We start from the raw sequence: 18,278 nt of genomic DNA on the forward strand, positions 1-18,278 counted from the left end.
GAACAGGGGTATGATACAGGCATGCGCGGGTTGTAGTGGTCAAGCCATCCCGGACAGTGGGTTAAGTTTTTTCTCGGCCACGGCAGGCGGGAGTCCGTCGTTGGCTTGATGCGGCCTGATCCAGTTGTACCGATACATCAGGTAATGACTGATATCACGCCGAGCTTCCCGAGCACACAGGTAGCCCGTTGAGGGTATCCACTCGGTCTTCAGGCTGCGAAACAGCCGCTCCATCGGCGCGTTGTCCCAACAGTTGCCGCGCCGGCTCATGCTTTGCCGCATCCGGTAACGCCATAGCCGTTGCCGGAACAGGCGGCTGGCGTACTGGCTTCCCTGATCCGAGTGGAACATCACCTTCTGCGGTCTGCCACGCTGCTCGTAGGCCATGTCCAACGCACGGGCAGCCAGCTCCGCATCCGGCCTGTCAGAGAAGGCCCAGCCGATGACGCGACGAACGTGAAGATCCAGAACCACAGCCAGGTAATGCCAGCGGCCCTGCGCCCAGACATAGGTGATGTCACCACACCAGACCTGGTTGGGACGCTCGACAGTGAACTCGCGGTTCAGCAGGTTCGGAATGTAGGGACGCTCAACCGTTGCTGACCTGTACGCATGCGAGCCTGGCTGCTTGCTGACGAGGCCCAGCTCACGCATCAGGCTGCGCACCTGAAAGCGACCGATCATCACACCGCTCTCGCGCATCATGCCCATGATGCTGCGGCTGCCCGCAGCCCCGCGGCTTTCACTGAAAAACTGGTTGACCTGACTGCGCAGGGTTACACGACGAGCATCGACTCGATGACGCCGAGCGCGATAGTCGTAGAAGCACGAACGCGGCACATCGAAGGCTGAACAGACCATTTCCACGGGCTCCTGCTCACTCAACTGGTCTATCAGCGCGTACGTTCGAGTTCGTCCGCCATCAAGAGAGCGGTAGCCTTTTTTAGGATCGCTTTCTCCCGCTCCAGCCGGTTGATCTTGGCCTCCAGCTCTTGGATCTTCTGCTGCTCGGGAGTCAGCGCCTTGCTCTGCGGGGTGATGCCATTGCGCTCATCCTGAAGCTGCTTGATCCATCGACGCAGTGCCGACTCCACCACTCCCAAAGACTGGCAGGCCTCCACCACGGTATACCCCTGGTCCAGAACCAGAGTCGCGGCTTCGCGCTTGAACTCGGTTGAGAACGTACGTCGCTGTCTGCTCATCGAACACCTCTCTAATGGCGATGATTTTCGCCTAAGTCGGTGTCCGGGATCAGTAGACCACTACAGTGGAAGAACTCATTGACATGGTGGTGTGCAGCGAGAAGGGAGGCGGCCGGAGTTTTTTGCCGTTTGATTCTTTTTTGAGTGTTGCGTTTTTTTCGTGAATTGGCTTGCCCTTATAAATATTTTGTGAAGCACAAAATATTTATAAGGGCAAAAATTTTTAAATTTTAAGCTCATTGTTTGATGTCAAATCTTAGCCGCAGCCTAACGGCTGCGAAAGAGCGATATATAGAAGCAGGGCGGAGCGGGTTGCAGGGGCTATCCTGCTATCGACCTCATTTCAGATCGCATCCGGCAGGACATCCGGTGAAAAAGCCACCAGAGGAGGGGGCAGGAAGTGACTCGCTTTTTTGTTGCCCTCAAATAATACAGATCCGTTTTTTAAAAAACATTTCAAGGGGGCGGCTTTTCGATTTCCGACGAACGGTAGGTGTTGACGTCATGTCAATGGCCAGTGAAATGCCCTGTAAGCCAGGAACCATGCGGCTTTCGGCCGTATCGAGGTGGTTGGAGATGTGAGGAAAGTTTTTTCGATGGATTGGCGACGAACGGTTGCGTGGTTCCGGCCGGCGCATGGCGATGCGGCGGATCGGGTGCGACACATACTGTCGCTGTCATCCGTACCCTGTCGTCACGCTGCCTGGCAGCCAGCTATCGGGGAAGAAGGATCTTGCGAGCAGGTTGCTCTGGAGGTGGCTGGAAAGCCTCTGTGGGGCAAGGCTGTAGGGTGGATAGGCTATGGCGCAGAAAATGCGCTGAGCGAGCTCCTAGGCTGTTTGGGCGTGGGTTTCAGTCTGTGGGCGGGGGTTGTTGCCTGAAGGTGATGTCATGAAGAAGCTGAGCACTCGCGCGCTCACGGTCAGCTTGGTCCTGAGCCTGTTCCTGTCCAACCTTGCGCTCTTACAGGCCGCCGACCGTGATCTGGATAATGATGGCCGCTGGGACTTCAACCGCGGCGGCACGGATCGGGACGTCGACAACGACGGCCGCTGGGACTACGACAAGGGCGGTAGCGACCGTGACCTCGATAACGACGGTCGTTGGGATTTCGGTGCAGGTGGCTCTGATCGGGACATCGACAACGACGGTCGCTGGGATCATGACAAGGGCGGCTCGGATCGCGACCTCGATAACGACAAACGCTGGGACTACAACCAGGGCGGCTCGGATCGGGATCTGGACAACGATGGGCGATGGGATGACTGAGTTCCTCTGCGACACCGTTTGTCGCAACCCCATGGCATACAGCCTGAGAGCTACCAGTGTACCTGCCCTGAGGTCGGGATTTTGCGGATAATGCCGAGACTCAGAGTGTTGTCGAGCCTACCTGCCTCATGCCCACGTATACCGCCAACTTCACCAAGTGTTCGCTGATCGTGCCCGAATCGCGCATCGTGGCCGACCTGCTGCTGCAAGGTGTGTCAGGGAAGGAGTGGGATCGGCAGATTCGTGAGCTGAACGTGCTCAAGAAGCGAACCGCCAATACGTCGATGACGTACGCGAACCTTGCGCGCTCGCGGTTGCAGACCATGGATGCTGAGCTGTGGGAGCTGGTGCGCGACGGCAGCGTACCGGTGGCAACCCATGCCGTGCTGGCGGCCACCGTGAAATTCTCCCCCCTGTTCGGCGATTTCCTGCGCACTGTGGTACGCGACCAGTTTCGGCGCTTTGCTACCCACCTGGAGCTGCGCCACTGGGACAACTACATCGAAGACTGCCAGCGGGCTCAGCCGCGCATGCCGGCCCTCAGCGACTCCTCGCGCACCAAATTGAGGCAAAATGCCATGCGAATGCTCGACGAGGCCGGGTTCATCGAGAACACCCGCAACCTGCGTCTGCGCAGCCAGAACATCGAACCCGTGGTGCTGCGCTATCTGCAACACCGCCAAGAGCACTATGTGCTCGACTGCCTTCAGGTATGCCCGTGAACACATTGGATGAACGGCTCAACAAGATCCTCGACCGGATCACCTCCGACGATTTTCTGAAAGGCCAGGGACTGGGCAATGAAGTGCCGTTCTACGCCTTTGACTACCCACCCGAAGAGGAAGAAAGGGTGCGCGAGCACGTACGCTTTCTCGACGGCGCGATCACTAAGCGTCGTCCTGGCCTCAAGGTGGCAGTGATCAATCTGTTCGAGCTGCTGATGGAGATGCTCGAAGGCCGCAAGCTGCTTGAGAAGTCCCTGCACATGCAGTCTACCAAAGGGGATGAGGCCGTCTTCAAAGCGCTGAAAGCGCCACTGGATGCCGGCAAGGTGGCCAAAGAGCTGGTCGAGCGCTTCCCTCCGGCCGATTACAGCATGCTGTTGCTGACCGGTGTTGGCTCGGCCTATCCGCTACTGCGCACCCACAACCTCCTGAACAACCTGCAACCGTTCATGGGACAGCCCCCCCTGGTGCTGTTCTACCCCGGTCGCTATGACGGCCAGTCCCTGCGACTGTTCGGAATACTCGGCGAGAAGCCCTACTACCGCGCTTTCCAGCTGGTGAGCTAAAAGGAATTACCCGTGCAGATTCAGAAACTCTTCACCCGCTCCATTCACCGTTCGATCAACGGTGTGATCAAGGCCGACCAGGGCGATGCCGACTCGGTCTGGCAGGAGCTCGACGAGTACGTCATCACCCGCGAGCTGGACCAGCACCTGCGTAGCTTCTTCGAGTCCTACCTGTTCGCCCTCGATCACCCCCAGGAGGCTGCGGGTCGGGTAGGGGTGTGGATCTCAGGCTTCTTCGGCTCGGGTAAGTCGCACTTTCTGAAAATTCTTTCCTACCTGCTGGAGAACAAGCAGGTCAGCCGCGAGGGCGAGAGTCGTCGGGCCATCGATTTTTTCCAGGAGAAGATTCTCGATCCGATGCTCGCTGCGGATATCAAGCGCGCGATTTCTCTGGATACCGATGTCCTGCTGTTCAACATCGACAGCAAGGCCGACACCAGCGATGGCCGTGATGCCATCCTGCGTGTCTTCCTGCGCGTGTTCAACGAGAAGCTCGGCTACTGTGGCGATCACCCACACATCGCGCATATGGAGCGCTACCTCGACGAGCAGGGCAAGTTCGAGGCGTTCCGTCAGGCTTTCGCCGATGCTTCTGGCTCCACCTGGGAGGAAGAGCGCGACGCCTACCACTTCCAGGTCGATGCTCTGGCCACTGCGCTATCGCAGGTGCTTGGGCAGGAAATCAACGATGCAGACGCCTGGGTAGAGCGCTTCGAGAAGGACTTCAGTCTGAGCGTCGAGAACTTCGCTGGCTGGGTGCGGGACTATCTCGACAAGCAGGGCAACCAGAAACGCATCGTCTTCCTCGTGGATGAGATCGGCCAGTTCATTGGCCAGGACACCCACCTGATGCTTAACCTGCAAACCATCACCGAAAACCTCGGCACCACCTGCGGTGGCCGCGCCTGGGTGCTGGTGACCTCCCAGGAGGACATCGATGCCGTGCTCGGCGAAGTCCGGGCCTCCAAGGCCAACGACTTCTCCAAAATCCAGGGGCGCTTCAAAACGCGCCTGTCGCTCTCCAGCGGCAACGTCGACGAGGTGATCCAGCGTCGCCTGCTGGACAAGCAACCGGAGGCCAAGGATGAGTTGCGCAATATCTATCGCGAGAAAGCCGACATCCTGCGCAACCAGCTGAGCTTCACCAACATCGGCCGGACCTTCAAGGCTTTCACCGACGAAGACAACTTCGCAGCGGTCTATCCGTTCGCTCCCTACCAGTTCCAGCTGGTCCAGCGGGTGTTCGAGAGCGTGCGCAAGGCCGGAGCCACCGGCCTGCACCTGGCGCGCGGTGAGCGCTCATTGCTCGATGCCTTCCAGTCAGCCGCCAAGGCTGTCGGTCCCAGCGAAGTGGGCGTGCTGGTACCGCTCTACCGCTTCTACCCGTCCATCGAGGGTTTCCTCGAGGGGGTAGTCAAATCCACTATCGACAACGCCGCGAGCAACCCCAGCCTGGAGCTGTTCGATTCCCAGGTGCTGAAGACCCTGTTCCTGATCCGCTATGTCGATGAGATCAAGGGCAACGTCGATAACCTGATCACGCTGTTTATCGACCGTATCGATGCGGACCGCCAAGGGCTGCGCAAGCAGATCGAGGACAGCCTGCAACGTCTCGAGAAGGAGACGCTGGTCAGCCGCAACGGCGACGATTTCTTCTTCCTGACTAACGAAGAGCGCGACATCACCCGCGAGATCAAGGATGTCGACCTCACCAGCGCCGATGAGGCCCGGGAGCTGGGTGAGTTGCTGTTCAAGGAGTCGCTGCGCGACCAGCGCAAATTCCGTTTCACCGAGAACGGCAAGGACTTCGGTCTCAACCGCATGTGCGATCAGCACCCGCTGGGCAACCGCATCGATGGCGACCTGATGGTGTCGGTCATCAGCCCGCTGGTGGACGACCGCGAGACCTGGAGCGAGCAACGCTGCATCCTGGAATCTGGTCAGGGGGAGGGCAGTGTGCTGCTGCGCCTGGAGGATGACCGCGATCTGGCCCGCGAGCTGCGCCTATACCTGCAAACCGACAAGTACATCACTCGCAAGAACGATGGCACCTTGCCGTTGAATACCAAGCGCATTCTCCAGGACCGTGCTGAAGAAAACCGCCAGCGTCGTCAGCGCCTCAGCACCACGGTGGATCGCTTGCTGCGTGAGGCCGAGGTCTATGTGGCCGGGCAGAAGCTCGAACCCAAGTCCTCCAGTGCGCCCATGCTGGTCGAGGAAGCGCTCGACTATCTGGTGCGCAACACCTTTGCCAAGCTCGGCTACATCCAGCACCTGAGCAGCGACCCGCAGAAGGAGATCCAGTCGCTGCTGGCCACGCCCATGACCCCGGGCCTTGCCCTGGAGAGCACTGGGGAGGCAAACCCGCGGGCGCTCAAGGAGGTCAGCCAGCACATTGAGTTGCTCGCGGCCCAGTCGCGGCGCATCGTCCTCCATGACCTGGTGGATGGCTACTTCGGACGCCGGCCCTTTGGTTGGCCGGAGTGGGAAACCGTCCTGCTCATCGTTCGCCTGATGCTCAAGGGTGAAGTCAGTCTGCTCGGCAATGGCGGCCCGCTGGCCCCGCAGCAGGTTTGGAGTGAAATCTCCACGCCTGCCCGCTGGCGCACCACGGAAATCCAGAAGCGTCAGCAGATCGGCTCCGGCGAGCTGCAAAAGGCTCGTCAGCTGTTCAAAGATGTGGCTGGCAAGATCGCGCCGGATGGCGAAGATGCGCTGTACGCGGCGGTGCAGTCGACCCTGAAAGGCTGGGACAGCGACTTTGGCCAGTGGCGGGCTCTCGCCCAGAGCGGGCAGTACCCAGGCCTTGAAGTGATCGAGGAGTCCCTCAAGCTGGTTCGCAAGCTACAGGCGACTCCGGACAGCTTCGACGCCATTCAACTGTTCCTCAAGGAACGCAACGCGCTGCTCGACCTGTCCGACCATTACAGTGACCTCAGCCATTTCCACGGCAGCCAGAAAGGCGCGTGGGACAAGCTGCGCAAGGCCCAGCAGGACTTTGCCCCCAACCGTCCCAAACTCGACAAGCAGGCCGATGCGGCTCGTGCCTTGGCGCGCATCGACGAGATCCTGGCGGCCAAATCGCCCTACAAGCTCATTCGCGAGGGTGAGGGGCTAATCCAGACGGTGGCGCAGATCAACGAAGGCTTCCTCAAGGAGGCCCATCAGCGCGCCGATAGCTGGCTGGAAAAGCAGATCGGCAAGGTCAACGCCGAGCTGGACGCTCTCAAGGCCAGCCCCGATCAGCGCAACCGCAGCCTGCTGCCCTTGCAGACCCTGCGTCAGCGCATCGCTACCCAGCGCAGCCTGGCGCATATCGGACAGATGCAGGAGGAAGCCCGAGATCTGGCCGATGCGGCCATCGATCACCTGCACCTGCTCGCCCAGCAGGCCGCCGCAAAAGCCAAGGCCGATGCCCAGAAGGCAGTCATCGATACGGGCAATGGCTCGGCTCAGGCGATTGAGGAAAGTACGACTCCGGCGCCGGTAGCTCCCGCCCCCGTGGTTGCGCCGGTCACACCGGTGAAAAAGCGCCGGGTGATCGAAGTGCAGGAGCTGGTCGGCCCGGGCTACCTGGAAACCCAGGCCGATATCGAAGACTTCATTGCCCGGCTGCGTCAGGAGCTGGAGCAGGCCATTGCCAATCAAGAGCGCATAGAAATTCGCTAAGGAACAGCCATGTACAAGCCGGGTGGAACCATCAAGCAGCTTCTGGACAAGGTCGCAGCCAAGGAATACATCCTGCCGGCCATCCAGCGGGAATTCGTCTGGTGGCCGGAGCAGATCTGCCAGTTGTTCGACAGCCTCATGCAGGGCTATCCCTTCGGCACCTTCCTGTTCTGGCGTATCGAGCCCGAGAGGCGCCAGGAGTACCAGTTCTACGACTTCGTTCGTGACTACCATGAGCGCGACAACTACCACTGCGCTCTGCTCGAAAACCTCCCGGATCGCGAGCTGGTAGCCGTACTGGATGGCCAGCAGCGCATGACCGCGCTGAATATCGGCCTGCGCGGTTCCTATGCCTGGAAGCTGCCTGGCAAGTGGTGGTCGAGCAACGCTGCGTTCCCCGTTCGCTATCTGCACCTGGATCTTCTTGGTGAGCCCGATCCCGAAACAGGGTCTGAGTACCGCTTTGAGTTTCTGACGGATACGGCTGCATCTCTGACCGACGACGGCCATCTCTGGCTACGTTGTGGGCGTATCCTGAGTGAAAGTGAAGATGACTTGGTCGATAGCCTGGATGTCTTGGGGCTCAGCAGTGACCAGCTCAAGCAAGCCAAGAAGGTGTTGCGCCACTTCTTCAGAACTATCCATATCAAAGAAATCATCGCCTACTACGAGGAAACCGAGCAGAACCTCGAGCGCGTCCTGAACATATTCATTCGCATGAACAGCGGGGGCACGCCACTTTCCTATTCGGATCTGCTGCTGTCCATCGCCACTGCCCAGTGGTCAAAGCTGGATGCACGCCAGGAAATCCACCGGCTCGTCGACGAGATGAACAAGGAAGGTGATCAGTTCAGCTTCAGCAAGGATTTGGTGCTGAAAGCCGGCCTGATGCTCTCGGACATCGGCAGCGTCGGCTTCAAGGTCGAAAATTTCAACAAGGCTAACATGGGCCTGCTGGAGGAGAACTGGCAGCGTATCCGCGACGCCTTGTTGCTCGCGGTGCGCCTGCTGGCCAGCTTCGGCTTCAACAGCCAGAACCTGCGTGCCGACAGTGCGTTGCTGCCGATTGCCTACTACCTGTTTGTACGCCAGCCGGGCGAGGGCTATCTCTCCCGGGTCGAGTACGCCCAGGATCGGGAGAATGTCCGCAAATGGCTGATCCGCAGCCTGCTCAAGGCTTCCGGCATCTGGGGCAGTGGCCTGGACACCCTGCTGACCGCCCTGCGTGAGCAGATCCGTGAGCATGCCGCCACTGGCTTCCCTGCCGTCCAACTGGAAAGCGTGATGGCGGCACGTGGCAAGACGCTCACCTTTGTCGACGAAGAGCTGGATGAGCTGGTCGAGCTGCCCTACGGCGACAAGCGCACCTTCGCCCTGTTGTCCCTGATTTTCCCGGGCTTCGATCTGTCCCGGCACTTCCATGTCGATCACATCTACCCGCAGGCGCGCTTCACCAAGCCCCAGTTGCGCAAGCAGGGGATTGACGAGGAGCTGTGGGCGGAAATGGTCGACAAGTGCAACCGCCTGCCGAATCTGCAACTGCTCGAAGGCAGCATCAACAACCAAAAGCGGCAGAAGATGCCGCACGACTGGTATGCGCAGCTCAAGCCTGATGCGGCGACCCGCAAGGAGTATCTGGCTGGCCTCGAGATCGCCAGCCTGCCCGAAGAGCTCGATGGCTTCATGGGCTTCTATGAGCAGCGCAAGCAGGCACTGCGGGATCGCATCGTCGCGGCCCTGAAATAGACCACACGGTAAGCGGCGGCCGACTTCGGCCCATCAAGGGAGTGAGGCATGAGCAAGAGCTTTATGGCAGGAGAGGCGCTGTACCGCGCGTTCCGGGGACAGGGGCGAGTCTTGGTCGATGTCCAGGCGCTCGAGCATTCGATCCTCTCCGGCGAAGCCGGCTCGGCGCTGTATCGGCTGATGAGCGAGTCGGCCGACTACAACACCGATGGCAAGGCTATTGCCCTTTACCAGCGGGCTCTTGCCGGCTGGGTGCTGCAAGGTGGCTCAGGTGGCGAAGAGGCGGCTGTTGTCGCCCCTTTGCCCATCTCGCTCCAGCCGCCGACTGATTCGGCATTACGCCGGGCCGGCCGCCTGCTGGCCATGGTGCATGAGCTGCACAAGGCCGGTTACCAGCGATTGCGTATTTCCGCCGGCATGTCGCCTACGGGCATGCATTGGCGCTGCCACATCACCAGTGCCGACAATGTTCAGCTCGATGGCTGGGACCTTGTTCAATGGGGGGAGGAGGTCGTCACTTACTCCAGCGCCGACGATCACTACTTCGGCTGGCAAGACTCGGCAGGCAAGAGTGCCAGGCAGCTCGCACAGCTGTTCATCGAGCGTTTCCCCGAGTTGGCCAGGAAAGGGGTAGGGCAAGACCGAGCCTACGCCGGCTGGTTCGTCAGCATGTTGGGTAACGCCGAGAATGGTCGCTTTCCGGTGTTCTTTGCCGACTACCTGCTGAGCCCCACCGAGGAAGAAATGCCTCCGCCTCCCTGCGGCTATCGGCATGCATGGTCTGCGGTCGACGGACGAGTGGCCAACGCCGACCTGCGTCTCGAGCACCTGCCGCCGCCTGAAGCGCGTTGGGATGAGCTGGAGGTTTTCTGTCTCACCTATGACGGCTATGCCGGTGGCCAGAAGTCCATCAGTCAGTGCATGGCCCAGGCTGCGCAAGTGGCCTCCAGCCGACTGGCCGAAGCCAGTCTGGATGACCTGCGTACGACGCTGTTCATACGTCAGCGGGACATCCGCAACAATCACCCGATACCGCCGTCAGACGATGATCTGCGCCTGATGCATGCCATCGTCGAGCAGATCCGCAGCCGCCTCAGCCGTGGTTGAGGTATGCCACTCATCACGACGCGTTGCCTCAAGTCTGCCTAGCTCGGCCATTCCAGGGATCATGAAAAGGAGTTCACCCATGCGTCTGCTACCCCTCGCACTCGCCGCCAGCCTGTTCACCGGCTCTGCCCTGGCTGCTGAGCAACCCAAGCTCTTCAAGTCTTGGACGTACGGCTCACCCGCCAGCGCTTACAGCGAGACTGAAGGCTTTTACGACTGCTCGGCCGAAGTCGGCAACCCGGCACGCTGCATCGAAGAGGTCGACTTCCTGGGCCACAGCTTCGGCGCCATCCTGAGCTTCAACAATCAGCAGCTCGAATCGGTGGTCCTGGCGACCGACTTCAGCCAGGACATCTACGTCAAGAGCGTTGGCGCCCTGAGCAAGACCTTCAGCATGGCCCTCATGCGCGGCAGCAATGACCAGCTCGACATCATCGAACTGGCCCGTGCGCGTGGCGGCAAGGAGGACTTCATGGCCAGGCTCAACAACTACGAGACGCTCAACCTCCAACAGGGCCAGCTGACCTATTTCTACCTCGAGCAGCCGGCCACCGCACTTATGGCCAGGAAGAATGCCGTGGATGCCACCGTCAACGCGCCTGCCGACGTGCGCAGCGCCGAGCTGAGCGTGACCGATAACGACGGCGAGCCCCTGTTGCTGATCAACTTCAGCTTGCCTCGACTCACCTTGCAGAATCTCAAGCAGGCACTCCAGCAGGCGCCCGCCGAAGACTTCTGAGTCATTCGTCCAGGTCGGTGATGTGCTTTCTGGCGCACCGGCCTCCAGGCAGTCCGGCTGCCTGACATGAACACCCGGCCCCCGCGGCCCAACAGGAATCACCCATGAACCGCTCTGCTCTCAAGAAATACGCTCCCCAGGCCCGTCTCGACTTCATCGAGGCGGTCACCCTCCGTGCCCGTCGTCTGGGTCTCGACCCGGCACTGCCGGTCGATGTCGCACAAACCGGCGATGTGCTGATGATCGCTGGCCAGCCCTTCCCGGCCAGTATCGCCAGCCAGCGCACGGCGCTTGCCCAGCGTATTCGCCAGCAGGGCTTTGCCAGTGTCATGGAAGCGCTGGCCTACACCTGGTTCAACCGTCTGGTGGCCATTCGCTTCATGGAGCTCAAGGGCTATCTCAGCCATGGCTACCGAGTGCTCAGCCACCCGGACGGCTTGCAGCAGCCGGAGATTCTCGACCACGTCCAGCATCTTGAGCTGCCGGGTCTGGACAGGGCCGAAGCCATCCGCCTGAAGACCGCCGGCAATCAGGACGAAGCGCTGTACCGCGAGATCCTCCTCGCCCAGTGCCACGAGCTGCACAGCAACATGCCGTTCCTCTTCGAGGCACTGGACGATGCCACCGAGCTGCTGCTCCCGGACAACCTGCTGCGCACCGACTCGCCCATAGCTCGCTTGGTGGGCGACATCGAGGAAGGCGACTGGGAGCAGGTGGAGATCATCGGCTGGCTGTACCAGTTCTATATCAGCGAGAAGAAGGACCAGGTGATCGGCAAGGTGGTGAAGAGCGAGGACATCCCCGCGGCCACTCAGCTGTTCACCCCCAACTGGATCGTCCAGTACCTGGTACAGAACAGCCTCGGCCGCCTCTGGCTGATGGCCAACCCCGGCTCTGGCCTCAAGGCGCAGATGCCGTACTACATCGAACCTGCCGAGCAGACCCCGGATGTCCAGGCCCAGCTCGATGCGCTGATCAAGGTGCGCATGGACGAGGACGGCGGCACCCTCAACCCTGAGTCGCTGACGGTGCTGGATCCGGCCTGCGGTTCCGGGCACATCCTCGTCGAGGCCTACAACCTGCTGCGTGCCATCTACGAGGAACGCGGCTATCCACCGCGCGAGATTCCCCGCCTGATCCTCAGCAAGAACCTCTACGGCCTGGACATCGACGACCGCGCCGCTCAGCTTGCCGGCTTCGCCTTGCTGATGAAGGCCCGCGAGGATGACCGCCGCCTGTTCGACGATGCCGAAAACCCGCCGCACCTCAATGTCTTCGCCATTCAGGAAAGCGCTGGCCTGCCGGACGAGCAGATCGCTCAGACCATCCTCAATGCCGCCATCCAGGTCGAGGGTGGAGAGGCCTTCCAGACCGGGCAACTGTTCGGCGGTGGCCAGCTGGAAACCCAGCACAGCTCCGGCCTGACGGTGCGCGATCTGCGCGAGCTGATCCACCTGTTCTTCCACGGCAAGACCTTCGGTTCGTTGATCACCGTGCCGGCCGCCCTCAAGGCCAGGTTGGGCAAGATGGTCGATCTGCTGGCCACCGTGCGCAGCAAGGGGGATCCCCTGGCACGTAGCTATGCGGCTCAGGTGCTGGAGCAGTTTGCCTGGCCCGCGAGTGTGCTGGCGCTGCAATACGATGCCGTGGTGGCGAATCCGCCATATATGGGCAGTAAGGGCATGAATACGACGCTTAAGGATTTTGCCAAGGAGAACTTTCCTGATAGTAAGGCGGATCTCTTTTCTATGTTTATCGAGCGTGGCTTTGTGTGGTGTAAGTCAACAGGCTTCAATAGCATGGTTACCATGCAGAGTTGGATGTTCCTGTCGTCATATAAAGGGATGCGTGAGAATCTGTTGGCGACAAGAACTATTCAAACTATGGCTCACTTAGGGGCGCGAGCTTTCGGTGAGATATCTGGTGAGGTGGTGCAGACAACAGCATTTATAATTCAGGGTGGGCATGTATTAGGATTTAAGCCGGTATTTTTCAGGTTGATCGATGGTGTAGAGGTGGAAAAGGAATCCGCACTTCTGTCGGGGAAAAATAGATACGACCTGTCCGTGCAGGATGATTTTAATAAAATCCCTGGCAGTCCAGTTGCTTACTGGGCCAGCGAAGAGATTAAAAATTCGTTCTCTAAGCATCCCTCACTATCTACAGTTGGTAAGCCGCGCCAAGGGTTGGCTACTACGGATAATGAGAGGTTTCTCAGATTTTGGCATGAGTGCGACTTTGGAAATGTCTTCCTCGGCGCGAAAGATTCGAGTGAGGCGATGATTTCAGGGTGTAGGTGGTTTCCATGTCAAAAGGGTGGTGGATTTAAAAAATGGTATGGAAATAACGAGTATGTAGTGGATTGGGAGAAGGACGGTGCGCGTATTAAGGAGGTGGTTATTGCGCGCTATGGAAGCGCATCGAAGCGGGTTGCTAATGAATCATTTTACTTTAAGGCTGGAATCACTTGGTCGACGATATCTAGTTCTTCGCTTTCAATGAGGTATGTTCCCGCGGGCTTTATATTTGAAACGAAAGGGGCTATGTGTTTTTTTGATTCGAATTGGGATATGTACAGGTCTCTCGGTTTTTGTAATTCATCCATAGTTAATAATATAATTAATTGCATTAGTCCCACTTTGGATTTCCACGAAGGGCCTGTAGGTACTCTTCCGATTGCAGATTTTTATTCTGCGCTGGTGGAAGACAATGTGCGATCTTGCATTGAGTTAGCCAAGCAGGATTGGGATTATTCTGAGTTGTCTTGGGACTTCAAAAGTTTGCCAGTTACCTCTGGAGATTTTTTCGCGGATCGCTTATCGAAAAGCTGGAGCAATTTTTGTGTTGAGTTGGAAAGGCGAGTGGTTTTATTGAGAGAGAAGGAAGAAGAGAATAATTTTATATTTATAAGCAAGTATGGGTTGGAGAATAAAATAATTCCTGTAGTTCCTGATGAAGAAATAACGCTGAGTCGCGCTGACCGTGAAAAAGATATGATTCAGCTTATGTCCTATGCGGTTGGCTGCATGATGGGGCGCTACAGTCTCGACGAGCCAGGACTAATTTATGCCTATAGTGGTGGCGTTGGTTTTGATTCTACGCGTTACAGGAAATTCCCAGCTGATGTTGATGGAATCATTCCAGTAACAGAAGAGTTTTGGTTTGAGGACGATGCAGCTGAGCGCGTACGCGAGTTCGTCAAAATAGTTTGGGGCGCTGGTACGCTAGTCGAAAGCATGGAATGGCTGGCCGACAGCCTGGGCCGCAAATCCAACGAGTCCGCCGACGAGGCCATCCGTCGGTACCTGTCCACCAGCTTCTACAAGGATCACCTGCAAACCTACAAGAAGCGCCCGATCTACTGGCTGTTCTCTAGCGGCAAGCAGAAGGCCTTCGAGTGCCTGGTCTACCTGCACCGCTACAACGAGGGCACCCTCTCGCGTATGCGCATGGAATACGTCGTGCCGCTGCAAAGCCGCATGCAGGCCCGTATCGACCAGCTCAGCGACGACATCGCCGCCGCCACCAGCAGCGCCCAGCAAAAGACCCTGCAAAAGCGCAAGGACAAGCTCACCAAGCAGCTCGAAGAACTCCGCCGCTTCGACGAAGCCCTCCGCCCCTACGCGGACCAGCGCATCAAGCTGGATCTCGATGATGGGGTGAAGGTCAACTACGGCAAGTTCGGCAACCTCCTCGCGGAAGTGAAGGCGGTTACGGGTGGGAAAGAGGATTGAGTGAGTTTCAATAGAATGTCTGTGCCCCGGAGAGACTTTCGACGGGGCAATCTCAAAATTTCGTTTATGGTGGGTTGAATGGTTGCAGCAATTATTTTCGCGCTATTTTTACACTTCAGGAATCACTGGTGGAATAGCAAGCTCGTAAGTGGTGGTTATGGTGTCTCTTTTACATCCAATGTGGTCGGGATGTTGGGCGCCTTTGGCATGGTTGCTTTGGCATACTTTTTTATTGATTACAAGGCTTCAAGCATGGAGCGCAGTGGGGATGGTATTTTTGCCATCCTCTCGATGTTTTCGGCTATTTCTTCGGTTGGGATAGCGGCTGTTGTCGTTTTTATTTATCAAGTGGTGGCGGTGATTTCCGTTTGGCGAGCTACCGCCAAGCCGGGGGTATCATTCTGGACTAAGGTTTTCTGTAGGTACGCGCTGATATTGAACCTGATGATTGCTGCCGTGGCACTTCGGTTTGGGGCGGGCGGGATAATATTTGGCGGGATTCTCTATCTGGCATTCTGGTTTTTCTGGGGCAAGGGCCGCACGGGCGTGCAGTCGCCAAGAGCAGAGCGGGTCTTGCCTGCTGAGATGCCAAAAACTGTGAAAGAAAAGATTGACTCCGTTGCTTCGGGTGGTATTGATCTGGCCGGTTTTTCAAGGAACAACGCTGGTGAGCCTCGCCTGGCTGATTATGTCCAGCGGGTTACCCCTTCTGCGAGCATGAAAAAAAGAGTGCATATCGCACCGGATATCCCAGCTGGAAAGCTTGCATCAGCAATAGGCAGCCGTCATTTTAAGGCAGGCTTGAAGAATCAACAGCCTTTTATGCTGCTTGACGACTCTGGGCGATTTGATGGGAAGCATGGGCTTTTAGTCACTGACGAGTTTTTTGACTTCAGTTTTCCTGGTATTGAAGCTGTGACCTTCAGCTACTCATTTCACTCGGATGGTTTTGATGTGAAAGGCCAGAGTGTCTATCGGGGTGGTAGAAAATGTGCAGAATTCTCCAATTTCAAGGGGGATGACCTCGCGAAGATCTTTGGGGTTTTCAACGAATTTTTCGCTGATCGGGATGCCTGGTGGAGAAAAAGCGCCGAGAAAGGTGATCGGAATGCTCAATTCAAGTTGGCATCTAGCCTTGTGGGAAACAAGGAGGAAAGCATGCATTGGTTGCGTAAGGCTGCCGAGCAGGGCCACCCGATTGCACAGGGAAATTTGGGGACATATCTCACCAGTTCAGACCCGGAGGAGGCCTTTCTTTGGTTGAGTCGCTCCGCTGCGCAAGGCAATGAACACTCTCAGCGACGGTTGGCCGGAAAAGAGTTTGACTCATATAGGAATAAGACTGGCATCACTATTTGAAGTGGTGCTCAGATTAAAGTGGATAAGTGGTTCTAGGGGGAGCAGTGTATGAGGTCCTTGAAAGAATTTTTTGTGGCCAACAGCTTTGCTAATTGCAGTAAAGTTTACGTCGGTAATAATGTTCCGCCAAAGTTGGTAAGCAATGCCATCGGATCGTTTGGCTTCTCGGTGTCTCCTCAAGAAATAGCTGTTCTTCTTGATGATACTCTGTTCGGTAGTGGCAAGGATGGCTGTCTGGTCTGCGAAGGGCGGATTATTTTCAAGGAGGCGTTCTCGGATGCTATCGAGTACTCCTACGATGAGATAAACCTCCTCCAGATTGATGGCTCGGAAGTTTTCATCAATGGCCGTAAGGTGCATAAATTTACAATGCCCGATAAAAAGGACCTTAAGTTTTGCTTCGAGGTTCTGAATAAGTGGATATCGCTGAAGAAAAAAGGCGCAGAAAAGACGAGTTCTGTGCCAGTCGCTGAGGTCTCTGGTGGCATGTCGGATGCTCAGCGATCGATGCTGGCTGACGTTATTGTTGAATGTGCCTCTGATCTCGGTGTCGACAAAGTTTTTGTGGCGCCAAATATTCCACCAAGCAAGCTTTATGCTGCCATAAACTCCTATGGAAATGACATCAAGCCAGAGCAGGTTTTGGTTTTGGTCGATGACACTGTGTTCGGTAGCGCCAAAGATGGCTTGGTAATCACTGATAGCGTGATTGCCATGAAGTTTATGATGGAGTCTCCCAAGGTATTCCATTGGAAGTTTCTGGAAAGTGTGGTTGTTGCAAAGAGAAAGCTCTTCTTCAATGGTCGTGAAGTCGGCCAGTTGACTCAGTTGGGCGAAAAGGAGCTCGGGGAGCTGTTCAGGATCGTCGACGGGTTCCTCAAGGATCTACGCAGCGGTAAGGTAGATGAGTGCCTTGATGGCAACGCAGCCAACGCCAATCCTGCGCCTGTGGTTGAAATAAAAAATTCCGCAATCCCTACGGATGGCGTAGCCAAGGTTGAGTCGAAGGAATCGGCTACGGAAATTAGTTCATCTCAGGCTCCTCGGGCCATTAGCCAGGTGCAGAATTTGCCGCTAGCTGATCGTGCACTTACTGAGGGGCGCGTGGCGCCATCTACAAGCCCCAGGGCTGTGGTAAGTGATCAAGATTCGGACGCTGTCTCCATTGAAGAGAGCGTCAAAAATGACGTCAGGGTAAGTGATAAAGTATCTGGAATGATCTCTTCTGCTATCGAGCAGAATAAATCAAAAATCATTCCAATGCTCAAGGAGAAGGGAGTTGAGCTTTCTCTTGCAGCATTGCGAAGTGATGAAAATGTAGAGAAGCTTGCGGGTTTCTTGTACGCCTTCCTGCCGGGGGTTGTGCGGTTTGCGCTTAAGGAACAGGTTTTTGTTCAGTTTGTTCTTGATAATAGGAACAAGCTGCTGGCGGGGATTTTCAAGGATGAAGCCAAGGTTGACTTTGGAAGCGAGGAGGCGTCCAAGTGCTTGGTCAGGGCCGAGCGATTCGAAGATGATCTTGCCGAGCTTTTAGGTGAAAGTACAGGTTCTGCTCTTTCTGGGGGGAATGAAGCTCTCAGGGTGATGTCTGCGGTTTTGCAGGATCTTCGTTCCGAATTGGCTTCTGATGCTGACTATGAGTTGGTTTATGGTTTGGCTATTAATAATTTGAATGCGGTTTTGTCTCGGGCTGAGAAAATTTCTGGGTATCCGAGAGAGAAAGTTGAAGAGCAGATTTTGTTCATCCTTTCAATTATGTATGGCTTCTCCTTCCATAAGATACCGGAGTCCTTCAGGAAGGAGGAGAATGTTTTTACTGCTTTCTTCATGGGGTTCTTCGCAGTTTGCGAGAAATACGAAGAAAGAAGCGGAGCGAGTGGCCTGGATACGCAAAAGGATTGCGTGCCTATCGCTTTGGGGATGGCAAAGGTTATTACCAAAGATCAGCTGAACGAAATGATCAAAAAAATCATTTCTGGCCACAAGGCTGCCAAGAAACCTGGGGATTTTGAGCTTGACGATATCATGGCTCTTCTGCGTGAAGCGAACGGTTTTGCAGAGAAGTGGATCTCCGATTTGACGAGAAAAATGGTTCAAGAGGAGCGAGAAATGCACGAAAAGTGGGGGGATCTTATAAGTTAGTGTTGGCGGGCGGCTTCTGG

General features: G+C 56.8%; 11 protein-coding genes. 10 read left to right on the top strand and 1 reads right to left on the bottom strand.

The genetic code is table 11. From position 1 onward, the window contains the following. Positions 1 to 39: 39 nt before the first annotated feature. Positions 40 to 1,202, bottom strand: a protein-coding gene (locus BLU22_RS11485; protein WP_090214585.1) for an IS3 family transposase whose coding sequence is annotated in 2 segments (ribosomal slippage) — positions 40 to 947 and positions 947 to 1,202 — 1,164 coding nt in all. Because the reading frame shifts where the segments join, the coding sequence is not laid out codon by codon here. Between the two features lie 891 nt (positions 1,203 to 2,093). On the opposite strand from BLU22_RS11485, the gene BLU22_RS11490 reads away from it, so the two are divergent. From BLU22_RS11490 to BLU22_RS14975, 10 genes are all read left to right on the top strand, one after another. Continuing rightward, positions 2,094 to 2,471, top strand: coding sequence for a hypothetical protein (locus BLU22_RS11490; RefSeq protein WP_231975239.1), 378 nt, complete (start codon positions 2,094 to 2,096; stop codon positions 2,469 to 2,471). Positions 2,472 to 2,599: 128 nt separating this feature from the next. Continuing rightward, positions 2,600 to 3,193 (top strand): DUF1819 family protein, encoded by a 594-nt coding sequence (locus BLU22_RS11495; protein WP_090214587.1) that lies wholly within the window; start codon positions 2,600 to 2,602, stop codon positions 3,191 to 3,193. Then, a complete protein-coding gene (locus BLU22_RS11500) occupies positions 3,184 to 3,762 on the top strand; it encodes a DUF1788 domain-containing protein (protein ID WP_090214589.1) in 579 nt (192 codons plus the stop codon). The genes BLU22_RS11495 and BLU22_RS11500 overlap by 10 nt, the downstream gene beginning before the upstream one ends. A 12-nt stretch (positions 3,763 to 3,774) precedes the next feature. Further along, positions 3,775 to 7,431 carry a BREX system P-loop protein BrxC gene (gene brxC, locus BLU22_RS11505; protein WP_090214592.1) on the top strand — a complete coding sequence of 1,219 codons (3,657 nt, stop codon included), beginning with the start codon at positions 3,775 to 3,777 and terminating at the stop codon, positions 7,429 to 7,431. Between the two features lie 9 nt (positions 7,432 to 7,440). After that, positions 7,441 to 9,177, top strand: coding sequence for a DUF262 domain-containing protein (locus BLU22_RS11510; protein WP_090214595.1), 1,737 nt, complete (start codon positions 7,441 to 7,443; stop codon positions 9,175 to 9,177). A gap of 48 nt (positions 9,178 to 9,225) precedes the next feature. After that, positions 9,226 to 10,284 carry a hypothetical protein gene (locus tag BLU22_RS11515; protein WP_090214596.1) on the top strand — a complete coding sequence of 353 codons (1,059 nt, stop codon included), beginning with the start codon at positions 9,226 to 9,228 and terminating at the stop codon, positions 10,282 to 10,284. Between the two features lie 79 nt (positions 10,285 to 10,363). Continuing rightward, a complete protein-coding gene (locus BLU22_RS11520; RefSeq protein ID WP_090214601.1) occupies positions 10,364 to 11,023 on the top strand; it encodes a hypothetical protein in 660 nt (219 codons plus the stop codon). Between the two features lie 104 nt (positions 11,024 to 11,127). Beyond that, entirely contained in the window at positions 11,128 to 14,757 is a 3,630-nt protein-coding gene (pglX, locus tag BLU22_RS11525; RefSeq protein ID WP_090214604.1) for a BREX-1 system adenine-specific DNA-methyltransferase PglX, read from the top strand. Positions 14,758 to 14,835: 78 nt separating this feature from the next. After that, positions 14,836 to 16,116, top strand: a complete 1,281-nt coding sequence (locus BLU22_RS14970; protein WP_157718992.1) for a tetratricopeptide repeat protein — start codon at positions 14,836 to 14,838, stop codon at positions 16,114 to 16,116. 48 nt (positions 16,117 to 16,164) lie between these two features. Further along, complete coding sequence (locus BLU22_RS14975) at positions 16,165 to 18,258, top strand: hypothetical protein (RefSeq protein ID WP_157718993.1); 2,094 nt, start codon at positions 16,165 to 16,167, stop codon at positions 18,256 to 18,258. The last annotated feature ends 20 nt before the right edge of the window (positions 18,259 to 18,278 follow it).

This window comes from Pseudomonas guangdongensis, from assembly GCF_900105885.1.
In the GTDB taxonomy this organism is placed as follows: domain Bacteria; phylum Pseudomonadota; class Gammaproteobacteria; order Pseudomonadales; family Pseudomonadaceae; genus Geopseudomonas; species Geopseudomonas guangdongensis.